The sequence below is a fragment of the Thalassospira tepidiphila MCCC 1A03514 genome, from assembly GCF_001662875.1.
Lineage (GTDB): Bacteria > Pseudomonadota > Alphaproteobacteria > Rhodospirillales > Thalassospiraceae > Thalassospira > Thalassospira tepidiphila.
This window is the reverse complement of sequence record NZ_JPVZ01000006.1, coordinates 25,135-37,691: the sequence shown is the minus strand read 5'-3', so window position 1 is coordinate 37,691 and position 12,557 is coordinate 25,135. Positions and strand designations below refer to the sequence as shown.

11 protein-coding genes are annotated in these 12,557 nt (G+C 54.6%); 5 read left to right on the top strand and 6 right to left on the bottom strand.

The genetic code is table 11. The features are described from left to right. Positions 1 to 55 precede the first annotated feature (55 nt). The 6 genes from TH4_RS13800 to TH4_RS13775 all read right to left on the bottom strand — a co-directional run bounded on the left by TH4_RS13800 (position 56) and on the right by TH4_RS13775 (position 7,395). Positions 56 to 1,732, bottom strand: a complete 1,677-nt coding sequence (locus tag TH4_RS13800) for a thiamine pyrophosphate-dependent enzyme (protein WP_064781579.1) — start codon at positions 1,730 to 1,732, stop codon at positions 56 to 58. 67 nt (positions 1,733 to 1,799) lie between these two features. Continuing rightward, on the bottom strand, positions 1,800 to 3,149 hold the full coding sequence (gdhA, locus tag TH4_RS13795) for an NADP-specific glutamate dehydrogenase (protein WP_064781577.1): 1,350 nt from the start codon (positions 3,147 to 3,149) through the stop codon (positions 1,800 to 1,802). A gap of 113 nt (positions 3,150 to 3,262) precedes the next feature. Next, positions 3,263 to 3,862: a 2-hydroxychromene-2-carboxylate isomerase gene (locus TH4_RS13790; RefSeq protein WP_064781576.1), complete on the bottom strand. Its 600-nt coding sequence runs from the start codon at positions 3,860 to 3,862 to the stop codon at positions 3,263 to 3,265. Between the two features lie 164 nt (positions 3,863 to 4,026). Continuing rightward, on the bottom strand, positions 4,027 to 5,205 hold the full coding sequence (locus tag TH4_RS13785) for an endo alpha-1,4 polygalactosaminidase (RefSeq protein WP_064781699.1): 1,179 nt from the start codon (positions 5,203 to 5,205) through the stop codon (positions 4,027 to 4,029). A 32-nt stretch (positions 5,206 to 5,237) separates the two neighbouring features. Beyond that, a complete protein-coding gene (locus tag TH4_RS13780) occupies positions 5,238 to 6,374 on the bottom strand; it encodes an NAD(P)/FAD-dependent oxidoreductase (RefSeq protein ID WP_064781574.1) in 1,137 nt (378 codons plus the stop codon). A 31-nt stretch (positions 6,375 to 6,405) separates the two neighbouring features. Further along, positions 6,406 to 7,395 carry an MORN repeat-containing protein gene (locus tag TH4_RS13775; RefSeq protein WP_245227881.1) on the bottom strand — a complete coding sequence of 330 codons (990 nt, stop codon included), beginning with the start codon at positions 7,393 to 7,395 and terminating at the stop codon, positions 6,406 to 6,408. Between the two features lie 239 nt (positions 7,396 to 7,634). Here TH4_RS13775 and TH4_RS13770 point away from each other — a divergent pair, with 239 nt between their 5' ends. The 5 genes from TH4_RS13770 to TH4_RS13750 all read left to right on the top strand — a co-directional run bounded on the left by TH4_RS13770 (position 7,635) and on the right by TH4_RS13750 (position 12,555). After that, positions 7,635 to 8,534, top strand: coding sequence for a division plane positioning ATPase MipZ (locus tag TH4_RS13770; protein ID WP_008890591.1), 900 nt, complete (start codon positions 7,635 to 7,637; stop codon positions 8,532 to 8,534). A 67-nt stretch (positions 8,535 to 8,601) separates the two neighbouring features. Beyond that, positions 8,602 to 9,324: a hypothetical protein gene (locus TH4_RS13765; RefSeq protein ID WP_064781571.1), complete on the top strand. Its 723-nt coding sequence runs from the start codon at positions 8,602 to 8,604 to the stop codon at positions 9,322 to 9,324. Next, positions 9,324 to 10,151, top strand: coding sequence for a J domain-containing protein (locus TH4_RS13760; RefSeq protein ID WP_064781569.1), 828 nt, complete (start codon positions 9,324 to 9,326; stop codon positions 10,149 to 10,151). The genes TH4_RS13765 and TH4_RS13760 overlap by 1 nt, the downstream gene beginning before the upstream one ends. Positions 10,152 to 10,264: 113 nt before the next feature. Next, the gene (gene galU / locus TH4_RS13755) at positions 10,265 to 11,152 is read left to right on the top strand and encodes a UTP--glucose-1-phosphate uridylyltransferase GalU (protein WP_008890594.1); all 888 of its coding nucleotides are present in this window, start codon (positions 10,265 to 10,267) and stop codon (positions 11,150 to 11,152) included. A gap of 80 nt (positions 11,153 to 11,232) precedes the next feature. Further along, the gene (locus TH4_RS13750) at positions 11,233 to 12,555 is read left to right on the top strand and encodes a UDP-glucose dehydrogenase family protein (RefSeq protein WP_064781567.1); all 1,323 of its coding nucleotides are present in this window, start codon (positions 11,233 to 11,235) and stop codon (positions 12,553 to 12,555) included. Positions 12,556 to 12,557: the final 2 nt, after the last annotated feature.

The following is a 12,557-nucleotide window of genomic DNA, read 5'->3' as shown; positions in this document are numbered from 1 at the left end:
TTTTTTTCTGAGCTGAACCTGCAAAATAAAGCAGGATTGATCAGGGCATTTGGGCCTAGGACCTCAGCTTTTCGAGCATTTCCCGCCCCTTGGCAACGGCAAATTTCTGTGCCTGCGAGAAGGTCGGATTTGGTGGCATGATCAGGGCGTCAGGGTCAACCGGGACCTGAATGACGGTTGGCTTCTTGCTTGCAAACGCTTGTGACAGCGCGCTTGAAAGCTCCTTGGTGTTTTCCGCACGCAGGCCAAGACAGCCACAGGCCTGGGCGATGGCCGCCATATCCGGGTTTTTAAAGGCGATTGCATGTTCGGGCAGACCTTTGGCTTCCTGTTCCAGTGCGATGAAGCCAAGCTTGCTGTTGTCAAAGACAACCGCCGTAATCGGCAGGTCGTATTCGGCTGCGGTCAAAAGTTCACCCATCAGCATGTTGAATGCGCCGTCACCCGCAATGGCGACGACCTGACGATCAGGATAGGCAAGCTGCGCACCATTGGCCCCGGAAAGGGCAAAGGCCATCGTGCCAAGGCCGGATGACAGGGTGAAACGCTGGTTACGTTTTACCCGCAAATGCCGCGCGGCCCAGGCTGTGGTCGTTCCGGTATCAACCAGGAAAATGGCATCGTCGGCGGCTTGGTCCCCGATTGCGGACATGACGCTTGCAGGATGAAGCGGGCTTTTGTCGGACTTCTCGATCTTTGACCAATCGTCTTGCTGATCCTTGACCTTGTCGATCCAGTGTTTGCGCTGTGTTTCGGTGTCTTTGGGGGTGACGCGATCCAGAAGGCCTTGCACCGATAGCTTGGCACTGCCGATCAACGGGGCATCAATATCAAGCCGTTTGCCGATCTGGCTGCGATTGCTATCGATCTGGATGGTTTTGGCATCTTTTGGGAAAAATTCCTGATAGGGGAAATCGGCGCCAATGATGCACAGCAAATCGCAATCTTCGACAGACTCCTGACCCGGTTTGCCACCCAGAAGGCCCAGCCCACCAATGCAAATGGGATCGTCGTCATCAAGCCAGTCTTTGGCGCGCAGGGTTCTGACGATCGGTGCATCAATCCGGTGCGCCAGATCAAAGATCTCTTGGGCTGCCTCGGCACCACCGATACCGGCAAGTATGACGGGCTTTGATGCCTGATCAATCAGTTTGGCAGCGTGATCAAGGTTGTCGCTGGACGGGGAAACTTCCCGGGTCGCCAACAAGGTTGCAATGTTGATCGGATCATCGGCGCAATCGGCACTGGCGATATTGTTCGGGATACAGACATGGGCGGGCGCACGATTTTCAATCGCGGCCTTGCAGGCTTCTTTGAGGATACGCGGGGCCTGTGCCGGATCCATGATTGTCTCGGAATAGACGGTGACGTCTTCGAACAGCTTTTTCAGGTCAACTTCCTGATGATACTCGGTGCCGATAAATTCCGAATCAACCTGGCCTGTGATGGCAAGAACCGGGGCATGGTCATGACGGGCATCATAAAGGCCGTTCAGAAGATGGATGGCACCGCCACCCGCCGTGCCGACACAGCATGAAAGATTGCCGGTCAGTTTTGCCTGGGCGGATGCGGCAAATGCGCCGCCTTCTTCATGGCGGACAAGGACAAAATCAATTTCATCCCTGTTTTCAAGGGCAAATGTAATGTCATTGATCGCGTCACCGGGGATGCCAAATACATGTTTGACGCCAAGATCACTCAGTAAATTGATTGCGATATCGGCAACTTTCATGGGGAAACTCCTTGGTTTCAGTCGTGAGAGAGCCGCAAACTACAATCGCATCAACGGCCGGGTTTGATTACGAAAGCCAGAATGCATTCATGGTTTCTGCGACGCGCTTGAACGAAGCAAGATTGGCACCATCGCGATAATTGATGATTTTTCCGTCCGGACTGTTTTCGATGCAGTCTTTGTGAATTTTGGACATGATTTCACGAAGGCGTTTGTCGACGTTTTCCGTATCCCAACTCAGACGCTGCGCATTCTGGCTCTGTTCAAGGCCGCTTACTGCAACGCCGCCGGCATTGGATGCTTTGCCAGGGGCATGCGGGACATTGGCGTTGATGAATACTTCCTGTGCCTTTGCCGTCAGCGGCATGTTCGCGCCGTCACAGAGCATCATCACCTTGTTTTCAACAAGCCGCTTAGCGTCTTGTTCATCAAGCTCGTTTTGGGTCGCGCAGGGCAGGGCGATATCGCACTCAAGCCCCCAGGGGTTCTGGTCTTCAAGGAAGTCAGCATTCTTGCCGCCGTCAAATTCTGACAGCGATTTGCGTTGGTTGTTTTTCCAGTCATCAACCTGATCAAGAAGGTCGTTTGTCATGCCATCGGCAAAGTGCATGGTGCCGGAGCTGTCACTCAGACTTATGACTTTGCCTTCAAGTTCTATGGCCTTGCGCGCGGCGTGAAGCGCAACATTGCCTGCACCACTGATCGCAATGCGTTTGTCTTTGATTTCCTTGTTTTCCTGATCAAGCATGTGACCAAGGAAATAGATGCAGCCATAGCCGGTTGCTTCTGTGCGCCCGGCACTGCCGCCAAAGTGGCAACCTTTCCCGGTCAGCGCACCGGTCCACTTTTGCGTCAGCTTGATATAGTGACCAAAAAGGATGCTGATTTCGCGTCTGCCAACACCGATGTCCCCGGCGGGCACATCGGTATCTGGCCCGATATGGCGATAAAGTTCCTGCATGAATGCCTGGCAGAAACGGCCGATTTCCTGCGGGGATTTGTCCTTTGGTGAAAAGTCGGCACCACCTTTTGCCCCGCCCATCGGCAAGCCGGTCAGGCTGTTTTTCAGGGTTTGTTCAAACCCGAGAAACTTGAAGATACTGGTACTGACCGTCGGGGCAAACCGAAGGCCGCCCTTATAGGGGCCCATCGATTGATTGAACTGAATGCGCCAGCCGCGATTGACCTGTATCTGTTGGTCATCATCTTCCCATGCCACGCGAAACTGCAGCACGCGATCCGGTTCCGTGCAGCGTTCAAGAACCGCATTTTTGCGCATCTCGGTTTGATCAAGATACCAACCGGCAATGGAGCCGACGACTTCCTCCACTGCCTGATGAAATTCCGGCTCGTTCGGTGTCTTTTCCTCAAGCTGGCTCTGGAAGTCTTTTTGAAAATCAGATGCGCTTTGTGTCATTTAGATGCGGGCTTTTTTACTGTTTCTGCTGCTCTGGTTAACGTGCCAGAGGCGAAAAAGTGCCCGCATAATATTTTGTTTTGGTGGTTTTTAAGGTGCTATGGCGCGCTTGATCAGGGGTTCTGTTGAAGCGTTCGTTCAACAAAATCAAGGCGGTCCTGCCCCCAGAACATCTCGTTACCAACAAAATAGGTCGGCACACCAAAGATGTTACGATCGCGTGCGGACTGGCAGTTCTCGTCATAGATCTTGGCGATCTCTGGCAGGTCGGCATGTTCGAGATATTCCGTCGAAAGGCCACTTGATATCAGGGCCTCGCGCACGGTCGCGGGCAGCGAAACATCACGTTCACGCAGCCAGATATCCCCCATCAGGGTTTCAGTCAAAGTACTGACGTCCTTGCCATCGTCCTGAACGGCGATGATCGTGCGCGCGGCAAGGGTTTCATCCACCGGGAAATAGGTCGGATGCAGATTGATCGGAATGCCGAGATAATCCGACCAGCGTTTCAGCTCAACAAGTCGGTATTCTTGACGCGGTTTCGGGCGTTTTGCCAAGGGCACGCCGCCGCCATGTTCCCAGACATCGGCTGCCCGGCAGGGTTTATGGATGATTTGCACGCCATGTTTTTTGGCAATGTCGACAACGCGGCGAAACCCGAAAAAAGACCACGGTGATTGCACGAAGAAATAGTGGATGATGGGTTCGGACATATGGGCCTCCTGGCGCCGCGATGCAGATTATGTTTTTGAATTGCCGACATTCGACACCCACCACACTGCCCAAACAGGGGTGCTGCGTCAAATGTCCTTGGCGTAATCACGCACAGGTTCAGGTCATATGTTTGTGATGATGGAATGCGAAATGTCTGCGCGACCTAGTAGTCAAGCCACCAGGAATATTCATCAATACCCGCCATCAGAACACCGTCAAAGCCAAGCTTCATGATGTTGCCGAGATAACTGTTTTCGCTGCCAAAGATGATGCTTTGCCATTCGCGTGACCAGTAATGCACGTGGTTTTCCTGTCCCCAACGTGCCATCAGGTTGCCTTCACTGAGGAAATCGGGACTTCCGGCGCGCCATCCGCTTTGCCAGTAATAGCGATATGTCTCGGCTGTTGCGATATTGAGGTACGAAATCAAGTTCCGTGGTGTTCCGGTCTTCTTGTAACGAAGCCGCTTCATATCATCATAAGTCAGCGGAATGGTCCCGCGATGGAACGGATCAATGATCAACGTGTCATAGTTGGTTGCAACCAGCGCATCGACATAGGCGTCCTTGGTGCCATAGGGCGAACTATCAAGCACCAGGGCAAAGTTCTTTGCCTCGCGGATATTGTCGATCACATGCGGGTTTGCCCCGAAAGGTGTGCTTGGAACCTTTGCCAGCGATGAAAGCTGCATGCCCGGCGGTGGGGCCGCGTAATAAAGGGCATCCAGCCCCCGAAGCTGCGCGCGTGCCTTGTCCATGTCGGATCGATTTTCGGTGTAGTCGACCGCAAGATATTGCAGGCCTTCAAGTTTCAACCGTTCCAGATAGCCGAGGATGTATTTGGTTTCTTCGGCGTTGGTGGCTTCGCCGTATTTTTCAAAGCCGTAGAACGGGGCTTCGACCAAAATGCCGTCAAGTGCCCGCAAATAGTTTCTGGCCGGTTCCGCAACGCCGCGTGTCGCAAACAGGGTTTTTTCAAGAAATTCGGTCAGTTCCAGGCCATTCATCGCAATGATCGAAAAGTCACTGCGATAGCTTTTTGCCCACCGACTGATCGCAACGACGTAATCGCGCATTTCCTCGACGAAGTCTTTTTCGGGCTTACCGGTGTCGGTCAGTCCGGGGAGACCCTCGGTCAGGCTATTGGGGGCGGGGATAAAAGGTTCAAGCTGCTGTGCAACTGCGCCAAGCGGTGTTGATGCCAGTAATGCCCCGCCAAGCCCCGTCGCACCAGCGCCAAGGAAATGTCGGCGCGAGATGGATTTGGGCGCAGCTTTTCCGCCAGACGCATTTTGCGCCGGTTGTCGGGTCCGCCCTGACGTGCTGTAAGGTTGCTTGGCCATGCCTTTATCCATCGCTGATGATATGGGCGATCTTATGATGCTGCCTTCATTGCGCCTTGCTGTGTGATCAACTCGGTCACCCGGCTGCCAATTGCAAGGGATGCAGTAAGACCCGGTGATTCAATACCATAGAGCATTACAAGACCATTAAGCCCGTGCTGTTTTTCATCAGCAATCATGAAGTCACGCGCCGCTTCGCCCGGGGCCTGAATTTTTGGGCGCACCCCGGCATAGCCGGTCTGAAGCGCACTTTCATCAAGATCGGGATAGTATTTGCGGATGGCTTCGGCAAAGGCTGCCCGGCGTTCTTCGGGGACGTCATAGTTTGGTGCATCAACCCATGTCACGTCCGGGCCAAAGCGCGCCTGTCCCCCCATATCAAGGGTCAGGTGGATGCCAAGGCCTGCCTGTTCGGGGGCCGGATAGATCAGGGTGGAAAACGGTGCCTTGCCCGATAGCGTGAAATAACAGCCGCGCGCATAATGCTGCGGCGGGACAGATGCCTGTGGCAGGCCGGTAAAGTTCCGGCCCAAGGTCTGGCTGTGCAGGCCACCGGCAACGATCAGTTCAGCACAGGTCAGGCTCATTTCTTCGCCGTCGGTATCGGTGGTGCAGACGGTATAAAGCCCGTTTTCGAAACTGACGGCTGTGACCTTGGTGTTGATAGCAAGTGTTGCGCCGTTGTTTTCCGCCTCACCCAGCAGGGTGACCATCAACTGGTGGCTGTCGACAATGCCGGTGGACGGGCTTTCAAGGGCACCGACACAATGAAGGGCCGGTTCGCGTTCAAGGGCCTCTTCGCGGGACAGCCAGACAAGGTCGGTGACACCGTTTTCATATGCCTTGTCCTTGATCCCGGCCAGTGCGGCCATCTGGTCTTCGGCTGTGGCGACAATCAGTTTGCCGGTGCGTTTGTGTTCGATGCCGTTTTCTTCGCAATAACGATACAGCATCTCGCGCCCGGTGACGCAAAGCTCGGCCTTCAGGCTGCCTTTCGGGTAATAGATCCCGGCATGAATGACTTCGCTGTTGCGTGCGCTGGTTTCGGTGCCAATCGCATCATGCTGTTCAATGATCAGGACTTCACGGCCGGTTCGCGCAAGTGAACGGGCACAGGCCAGGCCGACAACGCCGGCCCCGATGACGATGGTTTGGATATCTGCAGTCATGATCACGTGTATCTTGTTTAGGGTGGTGGGTTTAGTTTGCCTGGCGGAAATAGACAGCCTGTCCTTGGTTGTCCTTGCCATTACCGGTGACAACAGCCGGGGATTCGCTGGTGTAAATACCGCGCGCAAAGCTGCTGTCGTTACAATAGACATACCAGCTTCCGAACGGAAGCGTATCACTTTGATAGGCACCGCCTTCATGGCGCCAGATGCCCTCGCAATGACGTTGGTCATCATCAAGGATCATTGTGCCTTCGCCAGATGGCTGATCAAAGCGCAGCGTGCCGGTTCCGCGCACCGATTGCCAGTTGGTGATGATATCAATGCCATCAATCGGCGGCGGGGTGGTTTCGCCTTCTGGCTGCTGAAGCGGGGTGTCATCTGCTGGTGCGACAACAGTGGCGGCAATTGCCGAATTTTCCGCAAGCTCAATGTTCAATCGTCCAAAGAATCCGGCGGCGAATTCCTGGGCATCAATCATTGGCAGACCACTGAGCGGCGCACTGCTGCTACGTGTGGCCTGAACCTGTGTCGGGGTGCAGTAATAGCCGAGCAGGCGACTGCCTCGTTGGGCCGGTGTTTGCGGGTCCCATTGCCCGACAAAGGAAACGCATTGCGACCCGTTGCGGGTAAAGGGCGACAGGGCAATCGGGCCATATCGGGTTTCCTGCACGAAGCTTGCACCATTCAGGCTGGTGCGGCCGCGAAGCGCGTCAAACATGTCAAGCAACTGCTCGGACGCCATGGCGGTGCTAAACCGAAAACCGGGTGCGGAGGTCGTATAGACAGTCTCAAGGTACAGATCGCTTGCAGCGGCAGGGGATTCGCTTACCGAGCGTGGCGCATACCAGCGGCCGACAAAGACCGTACTGTTATCGCGATACTGACGCAGGAAGCTGTTCTGACCCTCGACGTCTGAGGCAAAGACAATCGGGCTCTGGTCTTGCGGGATTTGCTCGAACCCACCGGTTTGCTGTGCGACGGCCATCTGTGGTGTTGCCACCAGAAGGCTTGCAAACATGCTGCCGATCAAAGCCGCCCGATACCTCACATTGCGTCCTTTCTATATGTTTTCAGGCGCATTTTTGTATTGCGCTACCCTTATCTTTACCTTTGTGCATCTAGATTGGCTAGGGGGCAGTCAACCGATGCCTGTTATCGTGATCTCTTTTACCTTGATTTTTGGGTGCAAACGGGCTCATTGGGGAGGTTGGCCTTGGGGACAAAGTCAAAAAGCCTGAAGATACGGAGCATTTTATCATGACGGTGCAACAGACCGGCGCGAACGGGGACAGCGCGGGCCAGCAGACGGCAACGGACAAACAACCGCCGTCCAATCGCGCCCATGTAATCGTGATCGGCAATGAAAAGGGCGGGTCAGGCAAATCGACAACAGCGATGCATCTGATCGTTTCCCTGATGAAGATGGGATTCAAGGTCGGATCGCTTGATATCGACGCCCGTCAGGGGACGCTGACACGTTATGTCGAAAACCGGAACGCCTTTAACGACCGCAAGGGCCTTAAGCTTCCGGTGCCCGATCATCGGCCGATTTATCGCAGCGAACTGCCCGATGCCAACCAAGCCAAGCTGGACGAGCGCGAACGCTTTACGACCGCACTTGGTGAAATGGTGATCGGCTGCAACTTCATCGTCATGGATTGCCCGGGCAGTGACAATTACCTGTCTCGTTTGGCGCATGCCTGTGCCGATACGCTGATTACCCCGATCAATGATAGCTTCATCGACCTTGATATGCTGGCGCGGATTGACCCGGACAGCCTTGATATCAAGGGGCCCAGCATCTATGCCGAGATGGTCTGGGATGCGCGCAAGCGTAGGGCGGCGATTGATGGCGGCACGATTGACTGGATCGTCATGCGCAACCGTCTTTCGCATCTTGATGCGCGTAACAAACGCGACATTGCCGAAATCGTTGACAAATTGGCTGATCGCATCCGCTTCCGTCAGGCGCCGGGTTTTGGCGAACGCGTGATTTACCGCGAACTTTTCCTCAAAGGTCTGACGCTGCTTGATCTGCGTGAAAAGGGCGTCGGTATCCCGATGAGCATGTCGCACATGGCCGCCCGTCAGGAAGTCAGATCGCTTCTGGAAGTGATCGGCTTCAAACCGGCCGACGGCGAGGAGTTGCCGATCTGACTGCATCCGGCCTATATCTTGTGGGACGACAAATTGTCCAACCGGAATATGAAGCAGGCAGGTCTCCTTGACGCGCAAAGACATCATTCCAGAGACATCCGACGCCAATGAAGTGGCAGACTTCCTGGGCAAAGCGCGGCAGATGGCGGTACACGCGCCATCATCCGGGCCGGCACAGGGACGACTGATTTTTGCCATGGATGCAACCGCCAGCCGCCAGCCAAGCTGGGACAGCGCGGCTGAAATTCAGGCGGAAATGTTCGAAGCGGTCGATGGTGTCGGCGCCCTTGATGTGCAGCTTGTCTTCTTTCGCGGGCTTTCGGAATGCAAATCAAGTGGCTGGTGCCGCAACGCCAAATCATTTCGCGATTATATCACCAAGGTCACCTGCCGTGCCGGGCATACTCAGATCGAACGGGTTCTGGCCCATGTCGAACGTGAAGCGGGTGATAAAAAAATCGATGCCTTGATTTATGTCGGCGACTGTATCGAGGAAAACCCAGATCATCTGGCCCCGATTGCCGGGAAACTGGCGCTTAAGGGGGTAAAGGCATTCATGTTTCAGGAAGGCCATGACCGGGATGCGGCATTTGCCTTTGGCGAAATTGCGCGGATAACCGGCGGTGCCTTCATACAGTTTGATGCCAGTGCAGCCGGCAAGCTTCGTGATTTGCTGGGCGCAGTGGCAAGCTATGCGGTGGGCGGGCAGTCCGGACTTTCGATCTATCAAAAGAAAACCGGGTCCGAGGAAGTGCTCAGGCTTGGTCATCAATTGCGAAAGCCGCGTTGATGCAGTGGTTTTTGATCGGCATCGCAGCATTTATCGGGGTTGGCTTCTTTATTCGGTGGATGACAGAGGCCGAGCCCAAAGAAATCCGTAAAATTGTCTTATTTCTGATCATCTTGGTGTTGATCATGCTTGCGGGCTGGTTGTTGCTCACAGGCAAGATTGCCGCGATGGGTGCGGCTTTGGCGGCGACTGTGCCGTTTTTGTTTCGGATGATGAAGCTTGGATTCCTGTGGCCAATTTTTCGCAGGATCTTTGCCGCGTCCCGAAAACGCGCCCAGCCGGGAAGTTTTGGCAACCGCACATCCTGTGCGGGATCAAGTTCGGAAATTCGTACCGAATTTCTGCATATGGTGCTTGATCTTGAAACCGGGCAAATGCGCGGTGGCGTTGTCAGCGGTCCCTTTGCCGGGGCCGATCTTGACAGCTTGGGACTTGACGACCTGCAGTCGCTTTATGTTGACTGTTGCAGTGCAACCGACCAAAGCCGGGCGGTTCTGGAAGCCTATCTTGAACGCCGCCCCGATTGCACGGGATGGCAAAGCTGGCGCCAGAAAGACTACGGCGAAGACGGAGCACAAAACGGAGGAAGCGACCGCAACCATAACGAGCAAGGCCAAGGTGGCAAAAGGAGTTCAAGTGCGTCAGGCATGACGGTGAAAGAGGCCCGAGAAATCCTGGGTGTGTCGGATAATGCCACCCGCGAGGAAATTAACCGGGCCTATAAAAAGCAGATCAAGGCGGTCCACCCGGATCACGGTGGATCGGACTATCTGGCCTCAAAGATCAATGCCGCGCGAAGCCTTTTGTTACGGCTATGTAAAGATTAGCGTCAATAATACGTGCGCTTGCTTGATCCGTGTTCTGGAATTGTGGCAGAAGCATATATGCGGGCAATTCCAATACGGACTGGCGTGCAGCGGTTGAAAAAGGAAAGTATTGAATGTCAAAAAGAATCAAGAAGGCAGTTTTTCCGGTCGCAGGCATGGGAACCCGTTTTTTGCCCGCTACCAAGGCAATGCCAAAAGAAATGCTGCCGGTCGTTGACAAGCCGCTTATTCAATACGCTGTCGAAGAAGCCATTGCGGCCGGCATCGAAGAATTCATTTTTGTGACTGGTCGCGGCAAAACCGCGATTGAGGACCATTTTGATCGCTCTGCCGAGTTGGAAGCGATCCTGACCGAGCGCGGCAAGGAAGAAGCACTGTCCAAGGCGCTTGAAATGATCCCGGAAAACGGTCGTGTGACCTATACCCGTCAGGGCAACCCGCTTGGCCTCGGGCACGCCGTTCTATGCGCCAAGTCGCTGGTCGGTGACGAGCCGTTTGTCGTGTTGCTGGCAGATGACCTTATCCAGTCAAAAGTCCCCTGCATGAAGCAGATGGTCGACAGTTATGGCCGTACGGGTGGCAACATGGTTGCCGTCATGGATGTCCCGCGCGAGGAAGTTCACCGTTATGGTGTGCTCGAAATCGAAGGCACCAATGGCCGCCTTGTCAGTGCATGCGGCATGGTGGAAAAGCCAAAACCCGAAGAAGCCCCTTCGACCTTGTCCGCCATCGGGCGTTACATCCTTGATCCCGGCATTTTCGAGGTGCTTGAAAACATTCCGCGCGGCGCTGGTAATGAAATACAGCTGACTGATGCGTTGGCCGCAATGATCGGCAAAGTACCGTTCTATGGCTATAATTTCGAAGGTCGTCGTTTTGATTGCGGCAACAAGATCGGCTTCCTGAAAGCCACGATGTCATTTGCCCTTGCCCGTGAAGATATGCGCGACGATGTCCGCAAGCTTATTCACGAATTCGCTGAAGGCGAAGCGGCAGAATAACCATTCATGTCAACAATGTCCGACCGGAATAGCGATGTGATCTGTTCCGGTCGGGATTTACTTACCAGGATAAAACCTCCATGCGCGTAGCTATGATCGGGACCGGATATGTTGGACTTGTCTCCGGTGCCTGTTTTTCCGAGTTTGGTACGGACGTTGTTTGTGTCGATAAGGATGTCGAAAAAATCGCCCGTCTCGAAGACGGTATCATGCCGATCTACGAGCCCGGTCTGGATGTTCTGGTCGAAAATAATGTCAAGGCAGGCCGCCTGACCTTTACCACCGACCTGAAGGAAGGGGTCAAGGATGCGGACGCTGTCTTTATTGCCGTGGGCACACCGACCCGTCGCGGCGATGGGCATGCCGATCTGAGTTACGTTTATGCCGCGGCCGAGGAAATCGCCGAAGCCATGGATGGCTTCACCGTCATTGTGACCAAATCGACCGTCCCGGTCGGAACCGGTCGTGAGGTCGAGCGCATCATTCGTCAAAAGCGCCCGGATGCAGAATTTGCAGTGGTCTCGAACCCGGAATTCCTGCGTGAAGGATCGGCGATTGGCGATTTTATGCGCCCGGATCGCGTCGTCATCGGCACCAGTGATGAGCGCGCCCGCGAAGTGATGTCGGATCTGTATCGTCCGCTGTATCTGATCGAGACCCCGATTGTTTTCACCACCCGTGAAACGTCGGAAATGATCAAATATGCGGCCAACACCTTCCTTGCCGCCAAGATCACCTTCATCAATGAAATTGCCGATCTTTGTGAAAAGGTCGGTGCGGATGTCCATGATGTCGCACGCGGCATCGGTCTTGACGGCCGTATTGGCAAGAAGTTCCTGCATCCCGGTCCGGGCTATGGCGGGTCCTGTTTCCCGAAAGATACCATCGCACTCGTGCGTACCGCACAGGAATATAACAGCCCGCTTCGCATCATCGAAACCGTTGTCGATGTCAACGCCAAGCGTAAAAAGGCGATGGCCGATCGCGTGATCGCGGCCTGTGGTGGTTCTGTTGCGGGAAAGACCATCGGTATTCTTGGTCTGGCTTTCAAACCCAATACCGATGACATGCGCGATGCGCCGAGCCTTGATATCGTTCCTGCCCTGATCGCGGCAGGCGCGAGTGTCAAGGCCTATGACCCCGAAGCCATGGAAGAAGCCAAGAAGCTTCTCGATGGCATTTCCTATTGCGACAACGCTTACGATACCGTCGAAGGCGCCGATGCAATGGTGGTTCTGACCGAGTGGAACGAATTCCGCGGTATGGACCTTGACCGCATCAAGGACGCGCTGAAACACCCGATCGTCGTTGATCTGCGTAACGTTTACGATCCGAACGAGATGGCTGAAAACGGTTTCAGCTATTCCTGTGTTGGTCGTGCATCTATCGGAGGCAAATCCTAATC

Coding starts and splice junctions, on each gene's coding strand:
- gdhA (WP_064781577.1), bottom strand. CDS start 3,149: ATGACACAAAGCGCATCTGATTTTCAAAAAGACTTCCAGAGCCAGCTT.
- galU (WP_008890594.1), top strand. CDS start 10,265: ATGTCAAAAAGAATCAAGAAGGCAGTTTTTCCGGTCGCAGGCATGGGA.
- TH4_RS13750 (WP_064781567.1), top strand. CDS start 11,233: ATGCGCGTAGCTATGATCGGGACCGGATATGTTGGACTTGTCTCCGGT.
- TH4_RS13760 (WP_064781569.1), top strand. CDS start 9,324: ATGCAGTGGTTTTTGATCGGCATCGCAGCATTTATCGGGGTTGGCTTC.
- TH4_RS13780 (WP_064781574.1), bottom strand. CDS start 6,374: ATGACTGCAGATATCCAAACCATCGTCATCGGGGCCGGCGTTGTCGGC.
- TH4_RS13790 (WP_064781576.1), bottom strand. CDS start 3,862: ATGTCCGAACCCATCATCCACTATTTCTTCGTGCAATCACCGTGGTCT.
- TH4_RS13770 (WP_008890591.1), top strand. CDS start 7,635: ATGACGGTGCAACAGACCGGCGCGAACGGGGACAGCGCGGGCCAGCAG.
- TH4_RS13775 (WP_245227881.1), bottom strand. CDS start 7,395: ATGTTTGCAAGCCTTCTGGTGGCAACACCACAGATGGCCGTCGCACAG.
- TH4_RS13785 (WP_064781699.1), bottom strand. CDS start 5,205: ATGGCCAAGCAACCTTACAGCACGTCAGGGCGGACCCGACAACCGGCG.
- TH4_RS13800 (WP_064781579.1), bottom strand. CDS start 1,732: ATGAAAGTTGCCGATATCGCAATCAATTTACTGAGTGATCTTGGCGTC.